The organism is Brevibacillus porteri, assembly GCF_003013475.1.
Lineage (GTDB): Bacteria > Bacillota > Bacilli > Brevibacillales > Brevibacillaceae > Brevibacillus > Brevibacillus porteri.
The window spans coordinates 263733-278961 of the sequence record NZ_PXZO01000011.1 but is presented as its reverse complement, the minus strand read 5'-3'; the positions used below and the strand labels follow the sequence as shown (position 1 = coordinate 278961).

Genomic DNA, 15229 nt, shown 5'->3' with positions numbered 1-15229 from the left:
AACTTTATGGGGTCACTTCATCCTAGAGGTGGTTTCTGTGATGTCTGGTACCATTTCCTATCGACTCGTTCTTATTCAGGGCTTTGCTCAGAAGCCATGGCACTGGCTTTCGTCTCATGAACGGTGCCAAATGGATGATGAGGTGGCGCGTAGATGGAGTATACTTTAAGCGGCGTATTACCCGTATTGATAACATTGTGCCATGTACCCGCAGGGATCATGATGGCATCGTTATCGTTGACTCTTTGTTCAAAATCTAAATGATCTTTGCGATCCCCCATCCGAACAAGTCCCTGACCTTCTTCCACTCGGATGAATTGATCCGTATCCGGATGATTTTCTAAACCAATGTCGTCTCCAACATTTATACTCATCAGCGTCACCTGCAAGTGCTTCCCTGTCCATAATGCCGTACGGAATGCTTTGTTTTGCTTTGTGGCTTGCTCAATATTCACGACAAATGGCTTTGGTCCATAATCTTTCAATTCAATGGTACGCTGCTGATAAGGATTCCCGTTTCTATCCCCATTCACATGGCTCCAGCTGTAATAATAAGGACTCCACCCATAGGGAAAATGGTTGTTATTCCATCCGGCAAGCATGGGATAATGCCATTGATTATTGTAATAGTAATAGTTGTTGTACATCTCAATCTCCTCTCCAGTAAAAGGATTTACCCTTTAGCCTATGTGGTTACCTAATGACAGGTAACTCCCTGAAGAGCCAATTCTTTGAACTGAGTTGAGTTGCGTTGTGCAATTAGGGTTGATTTTTTACCCCCCACAAGCACATTGCCTCCAAAATCGGCAGTAAAGACTGACCTTGAGCTGTTAACGAATACTCTACTTTTGGCGGGATTTGAGGATATTCCACTCTCTGGACGATGCCGTCTTGTTCGAGGTCACTTAAATGCAAGCTAAGCATCTTATGCGTAATTCCTGGGATATTCCTTTTCAAATCACCATACCGTAAAACTTCGTTGCTTTTTAATTGATACATGATTTTCATTTTCCATTTCCCACCAATGATTGATAGCGTCTAGTCAAAAGGCGTTAGCTTCTTGGTTGCTGAAATTTCAGAAGTCATTGATGTCACTCTCCCATTTGTTAGTCGCTCACAAAATTGTGCGTACTAGCTTTCTATCTCTTTCTCTTTATACTGAAGAGGATTGCTGCGTAAATCAATCAGTCGGGAGAGATAAATGATGTCAGATCGCGATACCATCACTTTTCATACCAACGAAATCAGTGAATTCCATATGTATAAACTCATGATCGGATCGGTAATACCAAGGCCGATCGCATGGGTCTCTACGATAAGCAAGGGTGGAGTTTTGAATTTGGCTCCCTTCAGTTTTTTTACGATCGCTTCTCGACAGCCTCCCACCCTCATGATTTCAATCGGCCCCGGGGTAGAAGAGCGTAAAGGAACTGAAAAAGATACCCTTACAAATATCCGGGAGGCAAAGGAATTTGTCATCAATATGGTTTCTCGTCCATTAGGCGAAGCGATGATTCGCTCGCTGCCAACGTAGATGCAGGTATAAATGAATTTGAGCTTGCCGGCGTTACACCGCGTCCTGGTACTCATGTACAGGTTCCAGCAGTGAGACAAGCCCCGATCGCCTTTGAATTAAGCCTGAATCAAATCATCCCTCTTGGAAGCGATCATGTGGTATTGGGTACAGTGGAATGCGTCCATATCGATCCGGCTGCTGACGCAGGAGATTTCAAGCTCGCCATTGAATCGTGGGAGCCACTTGCCAGTTTAGCCGGTGATTTTGCTACGATTAGTCGACCTTTTACCTTTGAACGCTAGGAAGAGCGCTTGCGCCATAGACAAGCCAGATCAAACAGTGAAGAGACGGCAATCCCAGCACTATACCTCACGAGATCTTCCACCAAAAAGCCTTTTCCCAATACCAACGCTCCAAGAGTTGTCCCCCGGATCTGATTGATCCAAACCGCCTGGTACAACTGGCTGAACTCGATTGCAAAGCAAAACGCGATGCTGCACCACAGCGCGAAAAAAATCTTCTTATGCGTAAAGCAAGCACGAAAACCGAAGTAGATCATGGAGGCCCATAAGACATCGCCAAAATGCTCAGCTACAAAGATTGGCAGATGGTCGGTGAACGCTCTTGACCCCAAGCCCAACTCTATAGCAGCGAAAACGGCTACGACATAGGCAAATCGAGCGTTCGTGTATGGTGCGGACCATAAACTTGTCCAAATCTCTAGGCCCTTTTGATATTTCTTCAAAATAAAACCACCAAACCCACATCGGTCGTAGCCTGATAGTGAAAGAGCAGTTCATTGATCATCGCTGTTGTAATCAATGGTTGATCCGCTAACAAAATCATAAAGGCTGCCGCGTGCATCGCTTATGCAGCCACTACGCCGCAACGCAGCGGGTACGATTGCCCCAAGTGCGCTTCCGAGCAGTGAAATACCCCCCATTTCCGATGAATGGGCTCCTGATAAAATGTACGATCGATCCAATCTGCCGTACCGTCGCCAGATACGATTGCGACATAATCCAATTTGGAGTGTAAAACCGCTGCCAACGTATAACTTCCCAAATGCATAGAGCCCAATGGAATGCAAAAAGAATCGCATTGAACGTTGTCGATGCGATATGGCCCCGTACAATCGGAGGCTCCGGCTCGACTCATGACCGCACCCCGATCGGAATACGCACCGCCGTCATACAAATGCGATATTTCGGCGGCCATTAGTTTTCCATCTCGGGTACAGCCCAGCTTAATTTTGGCATCCTGTCCGATATGTATTGGGGAAGAGATCATATCCACTTCCCGGGAGTTACAACACTTGTTGTCCTTATTAATGAAATGCTGTAGCTATGATTGGTTGCCTGTCAGCCTTTCGCGCGTATCAATTTCTATGCCGGATAATCGTTTGGTAAAGGTCGCTCGCCAATTTGAGGACAGCTCCTCTACTTCCAACAGCTTTTTCATGCCGTCAATATTCTCTTTTTCTTGATGCATGATTCGGTTTGCATAGGAGACCGTTATCGCTTTTGGATGACAAGAGAGTCTTATCAATACATCCGTATGAGATACAAGCCCTTCTTTTAGCACGCGAAAATAAAAGCCAGTATAGCCGGTCTCTTGGACCTTAACCAACATTTCAGGCACACCGTAACGCACGGATAATTTATAACAAGGCTGTCTCGGTTGACTAACCTGTACGATCGCTTCCCCTAGCTGAAAGGTATCACCGATGCATACGTCCGTCTCAACTAATCCCCGAATCGTCAGATTTTCTCCGAAGGCACCGATTGCCAGCTCTCTCTGTAATTCAGTTTCCCAGAATGGGTAGTGTTCATACGGATAGACGCATACGGCCTTCTCCTTGCCCCCATGGTGGACCAGATCTGCCTGTCCATCTCCCTCGAAATTCAAAAAGGATAGATAAAGAGCTTTTGTTGCAGGGCTTTTGAAAATGCCGGTAGAAACCTCTTTGTTTTGATACTGTACTTGTTTGGGTTTACCTACATTCAGTGAAATGATTTCGATATCCACAAGCGATCACCTCATTCTTTTATTCATACAAATCCATAATGGTTTGTTCTATAATGATAGGAAAAACCTATTGTTCGATCATAAGTTGCCGGAGGGATGGTCGATGGAGCTCAAGCAATTAGAGTACTTTATGGCACTGTGCCAGGAGTTGAATTTTACTCGCGCAGCCGAGAAATTGGGCATTGCGCAGCCTTCGCTCAGTCAGCAAATCCGTTTGCTTGAGCATGAAATCGGCATGCCCTTATTTGATCGTGTAGGCAAACGAACGGTTATGACGGAAGCAGGTAAAACATTGCTTCACCATAGCTATAACGTGTTTCATGAGTTGTCACAGGCACGTGCAGCAATTAGTGAGCTGCAAGGCTTAAGCAGAGGCGCTTTAAAAATTGGCGTACTGCTGACAGTTGTCAATTACTTACTCCCGCCTACTGTTATCGAGTTTCACCAGCGTTATCCGAAGGTTGAATTGTCTATTTTTGGGTTGAGAACCGGTGATATTTATGAAGGACTTTTGAAAAACGAACTCGATCTCGGCATTGTTTTTTTGCCTATGGAGCATGACGATCTGGAAACCATTCCGCTCTTTACAGAAAATCTGGCCCTAGCAGTACCAGTGGACCATCCAATCGCGAAGGAACCATTTGTTTCGCTTGCGATATTAAAAGAAACCTCCTCCATTTTATTGCCCAACACGTACTTTTTGCGTCAGTTGATTGATGAAAAGTGCCAGGAGCTGGGCTTCTCGCCACAGCCTGTTTTAGAGATGACCACAATGGAATCGATTACGAATATGGTCGGGCAAGGTGTCGGTGTCACAGTACTTTCGAAAGGCTACCTCGACTATCTCGATGATAAACGGATTCGTACAATTCCGATCCAACAGCCCACTATCACGGCACAAATCGGTATCGTTTACCGGAAAAACAAGTATTTGTGTGCAGCAAGCCGCGTTTTTATGGAGCACTTGATTGCCACAGTAAAGCGTGATGCTGTTCGCTGATGCGAAAGGTCAAGATCAGTTTATGACGGGGCAAATCATTGTTCAATAGCATAGTTGTTATCATTTCAATAGGTATTGCCTATCATTATTTAGTTGTTCCCAGAGGAAATATGCTCGGGGCATTCTTTCAAGGATGCTTCGTGCGTGAGATACTTTTCCATGAACGAGCAATAATGGGGTGTAGTGGAATCCCCTGTATTCGGAAGAAAATGAATGCAGTCTAAACAGGGCTCCGCTACAACGAGATGACCACGTCTTTGCATCGCTGTTATCACGGAGCTGAGCCCGATCTCGAAATCTTCCAGTATGTCATCCGGAATAGAATGAAGGGCTTCCTCCAGTGTGTACCCCCATTTTTCAAGACTCGATGCGGCTTCTTTTCCTTTTGCAGTCAATTGAAGCAGCGTCACTCGTCGATCTTCTTTTTTAGGTACTTTCGTCATCTGTCCTTTTGTTACGAGTCCATTGATGATCTTAACAGCTGTCACATGCGTCGTTCCGATTGCCTTGGCAAAGTTACCAATGGAAGCCACGTCGCTCCTGGTATACAAAGCGAACAGTAACGCCTGAATTTGTACGGGTGACAGTCCCTGTTCATCACTCTCCACCTGGGTCACCTTTTTAATCGCTTGGGACATTCGAAATAGAGCCATCATGATACGAGCTGAGCGATTTTCCTTACGTTGTTGGGGATCAAACATCATGAGCGTATCTTACCTTCCCTGTTCCATTCTTCTATCCATTGTAAATGGAAACATGGTCGTGTAAAGCATAGGAAAAAGGAGGCGCCTCAAAAGCACCTCCTTTTCTCATTTAGCCGTTTTTCACATCTTCCAAGCTTGCCCCAAAGTTAATGTGGTAGACGTTCCCGCCAATCACGAGAGCAGGTACTGATTGAATACCAACCTTCTCTGCTTCCTCAAGGCGATTCCGCTCTGTACCAAGGTGGACAATTTCAATATCGATTTTTGTTTGATCCAGGTAATCAAGGACGACTTGCTCTGCATCTACACATACTGGGCAACCTGCATGATAAAAAATGGCTTTTAACATTTGAAATCAGCTCCTATCGATTTTATGTAGCATTGCTACGTATTTGATTATAGGAGCGACCATCTTTCGAAACAATTACAAATTCCCTATGATTATCATAGGGAATCACGATGGAAACGAAGGCTCTGGAATGCACGCCCGATCTGACCTGTTTCTAGCAAAAATGCGAACAGAGCCCCATCGTAATTCATTCCTGTCGTTAATCCATTCCCGCTTTTTTCAACAAGACCTGAACGATCAAGCCTCTTTCCGCGGAAGGAGCAATGGAGATGCTTCCTTCGTGATCCGCAACAATCGCTTGGGCGATGGCCAGACCGATTCCGCTTCCTCCCCTTTTTCGTGTACGGGATTTGTCCACACGATAAAATCGCTTAAAAAGGTGGGGAATCTCTTTTGCTTGAATACCGATCCCTGTATCCTCTACCACAATGTGCACGGCCTCTTCGTCCCCATATGCTCGTACCTTCACTTGACCTTCATCTGTGTATTTCCGTGCATTGTCCAAAAGGATGTCCAATAACTGTCGAATCCGCTCTCGATCCATCAAAAGGACAAGAGCTTCTTCCCATTCAAAAAGCAGCTTAATTTGTGGAGGGAAAATGGGTACCCACGCTTGCTTTACCTCAAGGAGCAGAGGGGTCAATGGCTGCACGACTTTCGATGATCCTGGTTGTAAGGTATGCTGCAATTTGGCTAGTGCTAACAGGTCATCAATGAGTTTGAAAAGTCGTTTACACTCTTGTTGAACAGCAGCGAGTGCTTCGTCCCTTACTTCTGGCTTGTGCTGCCCCCATCTTTGCAGAAGACTTACATACCCTTCAATAATCGAGAGCGGTGTTCGCAACTCGTGAGATGCATCTGTGACGAATCGCTGCTGATAGACCATTGCTTCTTCCATACGATCTAATAACAGATTAAAGGCATGGATCAGCTCGTAGATTTCAGTCTCTACATGATGATGGTGAATTCGTTGGGAGAGACGTTGAGGGAAAATCGAATGGATTTGCTGGATAAGATGATCGAGAGGCTTAAGTCCCCAGTTACTCAACCAATAGCCTCCAATCCCCGAAAGTAGCAAGGTAAAAAAGGAAGAGAGAAAAAGAATCGTGAGCAAGATGGAAAAATACCATTCCAGCGCTTCTGTCGTAGTAGAAATTTGCACATACAAAAGCTCCGATGTAAACGGCAGCTGCACAGGTTCTTTTGCGACCAATGTCCTTTCATAATAGTCTTCCGGCTCTTTTGTCCAATTAGCTCCCTGTATCGAAGCGATTTCCTTGCCGTTTTGGTCGCTGATGTTTATGAATTGATTGACGTCAGCGTAATTCGTTAACAAACGCGTCAAATAGGTAATTGTCAGCGATGCTTCTTCGGTGATTTCTGTTTTCAAATCGGCTGCAATGGCCGTTGCCTTTTGATTGAGCAATTTTTGCTCATGTTGATGGACGAGATTAGAGGTGCTGAAAAAAATAAATATAGACAAAAAGAGAAGCAAGACCAGCATGCCGGAGCTAAAAAACAGCGTGAGTCTCCATTTGAGTGAGTATCTACGATGTGTAAGCACTGCGTTCTCCTTTTAATCTCGTAGTGTATATCCAATTCCTCGCACGGTATGAATCAGTTTGACGGATGGATCACTTTCAATCTTGTTCCGTAAATACCGGATATACACATCCACGATGTTGGTATTCCCCATAAAGTCAAATCCCCAAACGGCTGTGAGAATTTGCTCTCGTGAGACCGCTTGCTCTTTGTTTTGAACTAGATAATGAAGCAAATCATATTCGCGCGGTGTCAACATGAGTTCCTCTTCATCGAGGAACACTCGCCGCGCGTTGGGCTGGATACGCAATCGGCCAACCACTATCTCCTGGTTCGCTTTTGATTCCCGCTGACGCAATAAGACCCGAATCCGGGCGAACAACTCCTCGATTGCAAACGGCTTCGCCAGGTAGTCGTTTGCTCCACTGTCTAATCCCGTCACGATATCCGGAACCTCTCCACGAGCCGTGATCATGATAATAGGGACATCTTTGGTTTCCCGAATTCGTCGGCATAATTCTATCCCCGATAATTCGGGCAGCATGACATCCAGGAGGATGAGGTCGTACTCAATCGTTAGTGCCTTTTCTAATCCGGAAAGCCCATCGTATTCAATATCCGTCGAAAATCCTTCATTCTCTAACTCCAACTGTAAGTATCTTGCCAAGTTATGCTCATCTTCCACGAGTAGCAAATAGCCTTTTCCATCTGGTGTAGGCATGTATATCATCTCCGTTTGAATATCTTACCAACAGTTTTCTCAGGAAACTCTCATGAAATTCTACCGGGAATCTTAGTTTTGTTCTGTACGATAAGAGCGTGGATGAGAAACACACATCAAGATCAACCATTCAGAAGGAGGAACATCATGACAAAGCGAAACTGGAAAGGTACAACTACTACGGTCGTAGCTATTCTAATGGGGACTTCTCTTCTCATGAACGGACAAGCCTATGCGGCTTCTGAGACAAGTCTCACCTCCACAACTACACAAAATCTGGATCAACAGTCAGTTGACGATCAGAACAATCAACAGGCTGAAAATGAGCAATTGGATCAAATGGTGCAAGATGGTATGAATATCGACCTGACAGCCAATGAGGAAAGTACTACTGTTAGTAATCAGAATAAACAGTCAGATAGTAACACTGCTCCCTCTTCCGACATTGCCGATCAGGTCATTTCAGAAGGATTGAAGTATAAAGGCGTACCTTATAAATTTGGTTCGAGCAAAAAAACAACACGTACATTTGATTGCTCTTCCTTTACACAGCGAGTGTTTAAAGAGGTCGGAGTAAGTCTGCCGCGAGACTCACGTCAACAGTCCAAAGTCGGTCAAAAAGTCTCGAAGAATCAGCTGCAAAAAGGAGACCTCGTTTTCTTCCGTAGCTACGGCAGCTCTTCTTCTCGCATTACCCATGTTGCTATCTACGCTGGAGACAATAAGCTGCTGCATACGTATGGTAAGCCGGGAGTTACGACAACCAAATTCAAAGGGACTTCCTGGGAAAAACGCTTTGAGCTTGGAAGACGTGTGATTTAATCATCTTCTGGGGCGCAACAAAAAAGGCTGCTGAGCGCTTCAGCAGTCTTTTTCGCACGCTATGCAAAAGAATGACCAAACTACAAAAACTCTGTCACAATGACACCTCCCTGATTGTCGCCAGAAAGCACATACTTCCCATTGGTAGGCACTTGAATCATGATACTAGTCGCCACTGGATAATAATAAATTTTGTAGTCGCCACCATTTATCGTCCCTGACACTTCCTTGGCCTCCCGCAAGGTATTCACGTACTCCTCCAAAGATAATTGACGCTCTTGCATAATGGCGCTGTGCGGCAAACCTACAAATCGGTAATGCATAGGATTGTAAGGAACGCCAGTAATTGTGACCTTTTCCTTCGGATAGCGCAGAATGAACCCGTATTTCCATGCGTTTTCTTGTAGCCACTTCCCTTCTGGGGATTGGTCGATTTTCATTTGTGTGGATGTAACGTCCAAGGCTGTACCCAGATGATGTTCGTGAAAACAATCTGGCAATGCATCGTGGGCATGTCCCTTCTCTTCAGCCAGTTTTCCCGGTTTTCCCAAGCTTCGATAGCCGCTTTTGATCATAAAATGCTTTACATTGTCAATGCTTGCTGCATGGACCATCTCGTTGAACGCCTCCGCTGCGTTCTCAGACAATTGAATGGAATTGTCTTGCAAGCGATAGCCCTCCACTAAATATTTGTGCGAAGACAGATGGATCACATCGGATAGCACCGCCTCTGAATGGATCGGATCGTTCTTGTTGACCAGTAACAGATCGCCCTGATAAATCTGGTCTTGTTCAACGCGAATCTCTTTGTATTTCGGGAAAGCTGTAGCATCCGGCTGTTTTTGCCATACGTCCTCTACGATCGGTCGCAAGAATGGATAACCCAGTAGCAATAAAAGAATACCTAGTAAGAGAAATCTCTTTTCCATTTCCATTTCCTCCATGGTTCAAACACACGTTATTCTTTTTCAATATGATGATAATAGGCAATGATAAATGAAATCGTGGGCAAAAAATAAAATTTTCCTTAAATCATTTTGTTGTAAACAAACAGAAAAAACAATCGGTCACACGTGGATGACCGATTGTTTTATAAGTAAAGTATGGAAATGTGTAACTATTCGTGATGGACAGTAAGCAGTTCGCGAATCGGTGTACGCATCTTCGGTCGCGGAACTTTGTTGTCGCTAAAATAACCGAGATGCAACGTGCCCACAACTCTCTCTCCCCGCTTAACACCAACGGCTTGTAGAAACTTCGGATGCCAATTGTAATCGTTCGTCTTCCAGACTACTCCGACCTTTCTCTCCCAAGCTAGCAGCTGCAAATTTTGTATGAACGCTGCTGCCGCCGAGAAAGCATCTTCGAACTGTTTTTGGCGCGGATCTGCTTCGATGACAATCAAAAGATGCGCTTGCATGAGCTCGCAATATTGATGCATCATCTTTTCGCCCCACTTTTCAACCTCTTCCTTAGAGTAAGCCAGCATGACTGCCTCAGCAAACGTTCGGCGCCCTTCTTCCATAAACAAGATAAACCGCCAAGGCTCTTTTGCGTAATGCGCATGCAGGCCGTGCGTCATCCAAATGTCCGATCTCACTTCATACACGTTTCCTTCGCGTACGGCAGGAACGCTTTTCCACTGTTCACTACTCGTCATTTTCCATGCCTGCTGCCTCCCAGCCTCGTCTACAACAATTAGCAAACGTTGTGCATCCAATTCGCTTAGCATGTCAAACGTAATTTTCTTCATCCATTCGGAAGAACCCCAGATGAGGTCATGTACAAGCTTCGGTGGGCGTAAACCGAGATCGCCATAGAGTACAGACCCGGTATAGCCGTTTGGTCCTCCATACAGACGAATGTCACCATCTGCGTAGACGCGAACCAATGCGACCGACCGATCTCCAATCGAATGTTTGAGGATACTTCTCGCTGCTTCAGCCTTCTGATTATATTCATGGATGGCTCGTTCAGCCTCGGATGCTTTGCCTAGTAATTTGCCGACAGTGCGCAGCGTTTGTCGCCAATCATCAACGGGGTTTTCAAACAGGTATGTGGGAGCAATGTTTGCCAACCGATCGAACCGTCCCTCCTCAGCAAATTGTGGAATCCCCAGCAAAATGATATCCGGTTTCTCCTGTTGAATGGCTTGAAAATCAGATTCATAGGGATCAAAATGTCGTACCTCACGCAAAAATGATCCCAGATAGCGTTGTTGAAATCCTCCAGAAGCGAATTGGACCAAAGGCTTGATCCCAAAACACTTTCAAGTGATCCTCCACAAAAAGTCCAATCACACGACTCGGCACTGTTTGCGTCATGCTAAATGCTTCAGTGTGCGACACTAGCAGCTTTTTCCCGAGATTCTGGCTGATAAATTCTCTGGGGGAAATGCCTGTCATCTTCTTGAACTTGTTACTAAAATAAAACTCGCTGGCATATCCAACCCCGAGAGCGATATCGCGAATCCGCGCGTTTGATGTCAACAGCTTGTCCTTTGCTTTCTCGATACGAATCTCAGCCAAATATTCCATCGGGCTTTTACCCGTCACTTTGCGAAATACAGTCGAATAATGACTTGGGCTCATTCCGGCCTCTTTTGACAGCATTTCACGACTGAGAGGCTTGAAATAGTCTTGTTCCATTAGGCGGATCGTATGCTCTACCGCTTTCAGATTTTCGTTGCCCCGCCATCTTTCATTTGCTTCCCAGATTCGTTCCACCAAGGATAGTAACTGACAATGGGACGAAAATCGCTCTCGATCTATTTGATTTTCATGCCGTTCACATAAATTGCGGATCGCTTGTCCTAGTTCGCTCTCGTTTAACTCTCCCGAAACGGGCAAGCAAAAAGGCTCTTGTACCACATGAACATTTTCAACTTCACGAACGGATGTTACTTTGTATCCGTTGAACTCAAGTTCAGAAACGGTCACTACTTCGCCTTCATCTGCCACTGTTTGTATGGTCATACCCGGCGGCTTAAGGAAGCATCGACCAGGGAATAATCGGTATTCTTGTTCTCCTATGCAGATAGAACCTTTCCCAGATTCGACAAGCAAGAGAAGATGTGTATTCGATGTTTGGGTATCAAAATGAGAAGGCAGTGGTCCTTTGTAAGCTGATAGAAGTACGAAAGAAATCGTCACTGATTGATCTGTTCTCTCTTTGCTAGTACGACATATGCTGTCAGATGCATTGAACATAAGTAACCCCTTTTTGATAACGATTATCATTGTCTAAATATTATCATAGGATATGATTGCTCAAAAGCAGGTAAAAGGAAAGATGAAACATTGCTAATTGTTCTTCGTCAAATGGAGTGAAACTTCAAAAATTGACGAGGTGGCTACCATGAATGTCAGACAAAATATGATGTCTCTTTCTATCATTGCTTTGTTAACTGTGTCATTCGCCCAACCAAGCTTAGCTGCAACGACTCCTTTTACGGATCTTGCCCACTCGGGAGCGAAAGATAAAATTCTTGCCTTACAGCAACAAGGTGTGATAAAAGGCGTAGATGATAGCAAATTTGCCCCTAACGAAACGATAACGGCTGCTCAAGGTGTTCAACTGATTGTAAATGCCTTTGATTTGAGTCTGGCAGCGATCCGTTTTGTAAAGGCGCCACAAGCCACTGACTTTTTTTCCAAAGCAGATAACGATGCTTGGTATGCAGAGAGTCTGATCATAGCGGCTGTGAACGGATTGGAGTTACCAGCTGATCTCGATCCGAATGCAGAATGGACGAAAGAGCAGTTCATTCACCAGCTAATGAGAGTCATGGAGACCAAGGGTAATCTGCCCATGATCAAACTAGTACCGGTAGAAATCCAAGATAGTCATGAACTCACCGTGGATTATCAAGGCTCCATTCAACGAGCTTTGGCAAGAGATATTATCGAATTGGATAAGGAAAACAAGCTTCATCCGCAAAAGCACATCACGCGTGAAGAGGCAGCCGAAATGATATATAATGCCCTTGCGTATTTGAAAAGCCATAAGTCTCTGAACTAAAACGAAAAAAATGCAGCGATCCTCGTGATGAGGAGCTGCATTTTTGGTTTACTTAACCAGTAATCATCCGATTCACTTGCCCAGTTACCAACAGCATCGCTTGCAAAACGGGCATCATGCTAACAAGATCAGGCGAATGGAAGCGTACCGTTCGTCCTTCGATGAGTTCAATTCCAGGCATCCAGCTGACTGCTGTGGCAAATTGTGATTTCGTAAACTCTACTTCTATCGTATTCTCTACCCTTTGCTCGAGCGGTTTCACTGTACTGCGATGGAGCAATGCTTCTTTTGCTTGCTGACGGATCAACTCTCTCGCACGAACGGGATGCATCGCTTGCGACGAGAGTCCCGTTATTCCTGTCTTCACAGCGACTGTAAAGACTCCAGGGATGTCTTCTTCGACCTCTTTGGATGTTTGGGAATCTCCGGTAACGAGTACGACAGGAACACCAAAGGCTCCCGCGATTGCTGCATTTAAACCTGCTTCGCCCACTTCTTTGCCATTTAAGATAAGCCGATGGATAGCGAGCCCAGACAACGTATGATTGAGTACCGCATCTCCTGTTCCCGCTTTTCCATGATAACCGATGAAAAATGCCGCATCGCAGCTACTGTCGATCCCCTGCATCATACAGAGAGGCTTGAAAAAACCACGGATGACATCTGCCTGTGGGTGCAATTCTTCCAGAATGATATTGTTCATCGGTCCATGAGATTCATTGACGATAATTTGGGTAGCTCCTGCTTCCAGTGCACCCTCAATCGCCGCATTAACATCTTGGGTCAGAAGTCTTCTCCCCGCTTCGTAATGTCTGCGTCCGGGGATAACATCCTCCCATTCGCTGAGTCCAGAGATCCCTTCCATGTCCAAAGAAATAAACACCTTCATGAGAAACTGCCTCCCTATCTTTGATTAGGTTTCTTTCGGTATTTGGCGCGATCCCAACGCCAAGCGCTTAATTTCACCGTCTGGTTGGCGAACAAAGCGGATGAGTGAATCGACGTTGTGACGAGTGAACAGAAACGTATCTTCGCCAACAGAACGCAGCGGGAACACATCACTGCCAAGAACGAGTACGAGCTGTCTCTGTGCTTCATCGAATCTGATCTCTACTACGTCTCCTTCTCCGGATTTATATGTACCGGGACATTGCTGCAAGTAAGCAAGCGGAACTTCACAATCGGAAAACGTGGCGAACTGCGTCTCGAGCGGGCGACCGAACATGCTGTTCAACAAACCTAATGTCAGATTAGAAATGGGGGCATCATCCATGTTGGTCAAAAGAATACCGGTTACTCCCGCCTCTGGAACGATGAACATTTGCGCGGTAATCCCTTTTAAGCCGCCGGTATGGGTAAGTAAGGTGTAATCTTCGGAAAATGGAAACACGCCGAGTCCATAACCATAGCTGCGGCTCAAGTCAATACGGACATGAGGCTTAGTCATTTGGGAGACGTTATCTCCCGAGATGATTTTCGCTCCATTTGAAAGCCCGCCTGTCCGATAAACATCCGCATACCGAAGCATGTCACGTGCGGACGATTTGAGGAAGCCTGCTGCACGCATGGAGGGTGCATCCCACCAACCGGGTGCACGTACTACTTCACGAACACCATCATTCATGCGACGTGTATACAGCATGGTAGTATTGTCATCCGCGCCTAATTCCTCCACATGAAAAACCGTGCGTTCCATGCCCAGTGGCTGTAAAATATGCTCTTGGACAAAGGCTTCGTATGTTTTGCCGCTGACACGCTCAATAATCGCCCCAAGCAAGCCAAAAGCTTCGTTCGAATAGCTGAATTCTGTCCCAGCAGGTCCCAACAATTCAAAGGGCAGCTTCTCTATATCTGCCATGAGGTCTTCGAAGGTATCGATTGGGTGATTACATTGCGCTTCAAACTGGTGAAGTAATTTTTCTGCTGTCGGATCGGCTTGTAAGCTGGGTAGCATTGCGGGAATGAGAGATGGAAGTGGTGGAAATCCGAGGGTATGTGTCATGAAATGATGAATGGTGATCCTTTTCGTCTGGGCTTCATCCGGTGTGCGAAACTCCGGCAAATAGGTGATAACCGGATCATGCACAGAAAGCTTTCCTTCTTCCTGAAGCTGCATGATCGCCATGCATGTAAACGACTTCGTAATTGACCCGATGCCAAATACCGTATCTAGATCGATGAGAGCTTGCTTTTCGCGGTCCCGATAACCAAACGCTTTTTCATAAGTGAGTTCTCCGTCTTTGGCTACGGCAATAATTGCACCGGGAACTTGAAAATCATCCATCAGCCTTTGGACGTATGCTTCAAACGACGCTTCCCACTCATTCATCTTCATGTCATGCCTCCTTAGGTTCATTTCTTACAAACAGGAAAGCAATTTCAGGTTTCATTCCGAAGTATACACTTCAAAAAAATAAGGATATGAAGTTTGTGCGCTAGTAGAATTATAAGCGGCAGATGAAAAAACAACAATATATAATTCTGAAAATAAAAAATATTGATAACAAATCGCAGTCAAATAAAAAAT

At 45.3% G+C, this 15229-nt stretch carries 17 protein-coding genes and 2 pseudogenes; 5 read left to right on the top strand and 14 right to left on the bottom strand.

All coding sequences use genetic code 11. From position 1 onward, the window contains the following. Window positions 1-71: 71 nt before the first annotated feature. Together C7R92_RS09180 and C7R92_RS09175 are read right to left on the bottom strand one after the other, a co-directional pair. Window positions 72-647 carry a cupin domain-containing protein gene (locus C7R92_RS09180; RefSeq protein ID WP_106834011.1) on the bottom strand — a complete coding sequence of 192 codons (576 nt, stop codon included), beginning with the start codon at window positions 645-647 and terminating at the stop codon, window positions 72-74. A 112-nt stretch (window positions 648-759) separates the two neighbouring features. Further along, window positions 760-1038, bottom strand: a pseudogene (locus C7R92_RS09175) (winged helix-turn-helix transcriptional regulator); the annotation flags it as partial. A 163-nt stretch (window positions 1039-1201) separates the two neighbouring features. Between C7R92_RS09175 and C7R92_RS32805 the strand changes: the two are divergent. Continuing rightward, window positions 1202-1534, top strand: a complete 333-nt coding sequence (locus tag C7R92_RS32805; protein WP_244195705.1) for a flavin reductase family protein — start codon at window positions 1202-1204, stop codon at window positions 1532-1534. A gap of 71 nt (window positions 1535-1605) precedes the next feature. Further along, a complete protein-coding gene (locus C7R92_RS32800; RefSeq protein WP_244195704.1) occupies window positions 1606-1818 on the top strand; it encodes a hypothetical protein in 213 nt (70 codons plus the stop codon). Here C7R92_RS32800 and C7R92_RS09165 read toward each other — a convergent pair. The 3 genes and pseudogenes from C7R92_RS09165 to C7R92_RS09155 all read right to left on the bottom strand — a co-directional run bounded on the left by C7R92_RS09165 (window position 1815) and on the right by C7R92_RS09155 (window position 3544). Beyond that, entirely contained in the window at window positions 1815-2234 is a 420-nt protein-coding gene (locus tag C7R92_RS09165; protein WP_244195708.1) for a ribosomal maturation YjgA family protein, read from the bottom strand. The genes C7R92_RS32800 and C7R92_RS09165 overlap by 4 nt on opposite strands. A gap of 365 nt (window positions 2235-2599) precedes the next feature. After that, window positions 2600-2833 (bottom strand): annotated as a pseudogene (locus C7R92_RS09160) (molybdopterin cofactor-binding domain-containing protein); the annotation flags it as partial. A 27-nt stretch (window positions 2834-2860) separates the two neighbouring features. Beyond that, window positions 2861-3544, bottom strand: coding sequence for an MOSC domain-containing protein (locus tag C7R92_RS09155; protein WP_106834009.1), 684 nt, complete (start codon window positions 3542-3544; stop codon window positions 2861-2863). Window positions 3545-3647: 103 nt separating this feature from the next. Here C7R92_RS09155 and C7R92_RS09150 point away from each other — a divergent pair, with 103 nt between their 5' ends. Further along, on the top strand, window positions 3648-4544 hold the full coding sequence (locus tag C7R92_RS09150; protein WP_106834008.1) for a LysR family transcriptional regulator: 897 nt from the start codon (window positions 3648-3650) through the stop codon (window positions 4542-4544). A gap of 89 nt (window positions 4545-4633) precedes the next feature. Here C7R92_RS09150 and C7R92_RS09145 read toward each other — a convergent pair whose 3' ends face one another. The 4 genes from C7R92_RS09145 to C7R92_RS09130 form a co-directional block, all read right to left on the bottom strand. After that, on the bottom strand, window positions 4634-5248 hold the full coding sequence (locus C7R92_RS09145; RefSeq protein WP_106834007.1) for a MarR family winged helix-turn-helix transcriptional regulator: 615 nt from the start codon (window positions 5246-5248) through the stop codon (window positions 4634-4636). A gap of 109 nt (window positions 5249-5357) precedes the next feature. Continuing rightward, window positions 5358-5597 (bottom strand): glutaredoxin family protein, encoded by a 240-nt coding sequence (locus C7R92_RS09140; RefSeq protein ID WP_106834006.1) that lies wholly within the window; start codon window positions 5595-5597, stop codon window positions 5358-5360. A 199-nt stretch (window positions 5598-5796) separates the two neighbouring features. Next, window positions 5797-7161, bottom strand: a complete 1365-nt coding sequence (locus C7R92_RS09135; RefSeq protein ID WP_106834005.1) for a sensor histidine kinase — start codon at window positions 7159-7161, stop codon at window positions 5797-5799. Between the two features lie 12 nt (window positions 7162-7173). Next, window positions 7174-7860 carry a response regulator transcription factor gene (locus C7R92_RS09130; RefSeq protein WP_106834004.1) on the bottom strand — a complete coding sequence of 229 codons (687 nt, stop codon included), beginning with the start codon at window positions 7858-7860 and terminating at the stop codon, window positions 7174-7176. Window positions 7861-8007: 147 nt separating this feature from the next. Between C7R92_RS09130 and C7R92_RS09125 the strand changes: the two genes are divergently transcribed. Then, the gene (locus C7R92_RS09125) at window positions 8008-8682 is read left to right on the top strand and encodes a C40 family peptidase (RefSeq protein ID WP_106834003.1); all 675 of its coding nucleotides are present in this window, start codon (window positions 8008-8010) and stop codon (window positions 8680-8682) included. A gap of 80 nt (window positions 8683-8762) precedes the next feature. Here C7R92_RS09125 and C7R92_RS09120 read toward each other — a convergent pair whose 3' ends face one another. From C7R92_RS09120 to C7R92_RS09110, 3 genes are all read right to left on the bottom strand, one after another. After that, window positions 8763-9611, bottom strand: coding sequence for a M15 family metallopeptidase (locus tag C7R92_RS09120; protein WP_106834002.1), 849 nt, complete (start codon window positions 9609-9611; stop codon window positions 8763-8765). Between the two features lie 188 nt (window positions 9612-9799). Continuing rightward, window positions 9800-10879: an ABC transporter substrate-binding protein gene (locus tag C7R92_RS32795; protein ID WP_146147607.1), complete on the bottom strand. Its 1080-nt coding sequence runs from the start codon at window positions 10877-10879 to the stop codon at window positions 9800-9802. Then, window positions 10872-11891 (bottom strand): AraC family transcriptional regulator, encoded by a 1020-nt coding sequence (locus C7R92_RS09110; protein WP_158265730.1) that lies wholly within the window; start codon window positions 11889-11891, stop codon window positions 10872-10874. Before C7R92_RS09110 ends, C7R92_RS32795 begins: the two co-directional genes overlap by 8 nt. A gap of 148 nt (window positions 11892-12039) precedes the next feature. On the opposite strand from C7R92_RS09110, the gene C7R92_RS09105 reads away from it, so the two are divergent. Continuing rightward, on the top strand, window positions 12040-12702 hold the full coding sequence (locus tag C7R92_RS09105; protein ID WP_069845033.1) for an S-layer homology domain-containing protein: 663 nt from the start codon (window positions 12040-12042) through the stop codon (window positions 12700-12702). Window positions 12703-12754: 52 nt separating this feature from the next. Here C7R92_RS09105 and C7R92_RS09100 read toward each other — a convergent pair whose 3' ends face one another. Both C7R92_RS09100 and C7R92_RS09095 read right to left on the bottom strand, forming a co-directional pair. Then, window positions 12755-13591, bottom strand: coding sequence for a M55 family metallopeptidase (locus C7R92_RS09100; RefSeq protein ID WP_017248488.1), 837 nt, complete (start codon window positions 13589-13591; stop codon window positions 12755-12757). A 24-nt stretch (window positions 13592-13615) separates the two neighbouring features. After that, entirely contained in the window at window positions 13616-15037 is a 1422-nt protein-coding gene (locus tag C7R92_RS09095) for a serine hydrolase domain-containing protein (RefSeq protein ID WP_106833999.1), read from the bottom strand. Window positions 15038-15229 lie beyond the last annotated feature (192 nt).

What these genes read in the sequence shown, in the direction of transcription:
- C7R92_RS09130 (WP_106834004.1), bottom strand. Translation starts at nt 7,860, where the DNA reads ATGCCTACACCAGATGGAAAAGGCTATTTGCTACTCGTGGAAGATGAG.
- C7R92_RS32805 (WP_244195705.1), top strand. Translation starts at nt 1,202, where the DNA reads ATGATGTCAGATCGCGATACCATCACTTTTCATACCAACGAAATCAGT.
- C7R92_RS09150 (WP_106834008.1), top strand. Translation starts at nt 3,648, where the DNA reads ATGGAGCTCAAGCAATTAGAGTACTTTATGGCACTGTGCCAGGAGTTG.
- C7R92_RS09145 (WP_106834007.1), bottom strand. Translation starts at nt 5,248, where the DNA reads ATGATGTTTGATCCCCAACAACGTAAGGAAAATCGCTCAGCTCGTATC.
- C7R92_RS09120 (WP_106834002.1), bottom strand. Translation starts at nt 9,611, where the DNA reads ATGGAAAAGAGATTTCTCTTACTAGGTATTCTTTTATTGCTACTGGGT.
- C7R92_RS09180 (WP_106834011.1), bottom strand. Translation starts at nt 647, where the DNA reads ATGTACAACAACTATTACTATTACAATAATCAATGGCATTATCCCATG.
- C7R92_RS09105 (WP_069845033.1), top strand. Translation starts at nt 12,040, where the DNA reads ATGAATGTCAGACAAAATATGATGTCTCTTTCTATCATTGCTTTGTTA.
- C7R92_RS09140 (WP_106834006.1), bottom strand. Translation starts at nt 5,597, where the DNA reads ATGTTAAAAGCCATTTTTTATCATGCAGGTTGCCCAGTATGTGTAGAT.
- C7R92_RS09100 (WP_017248488.1), bottom strand. Translation starts at nt 13,591, where the DNA reads ATGAAGGTGTTTATTTCTTTGGACATGGAAGGGATCTCTGGACTCAGC.
- C7R92_RS09125 (WP_106834003.1), top strand. Translation starts at nt 8,008, where the DNA reads ATGACAAAGCGAAACTGGAAAGGTACAACTACTACGGTCGTAGCTATT.
- C7R92_RS09095 (WP_106833999.1), bottom strand. Translation starts at nt 15,037, where the DNA reads ATGAAGATGAATGAGTGGGAAGCGTCGTTTGAAGCATACGTCCAAAGG.
- C7R92_RS09110 (WP_158265730.1), bottom strand. Translation starts at nt 11,891, where the DNA reads ATGTTCAATGCATCTGACAGCATATGTCGTACTAGCAAAGAGAGAACA.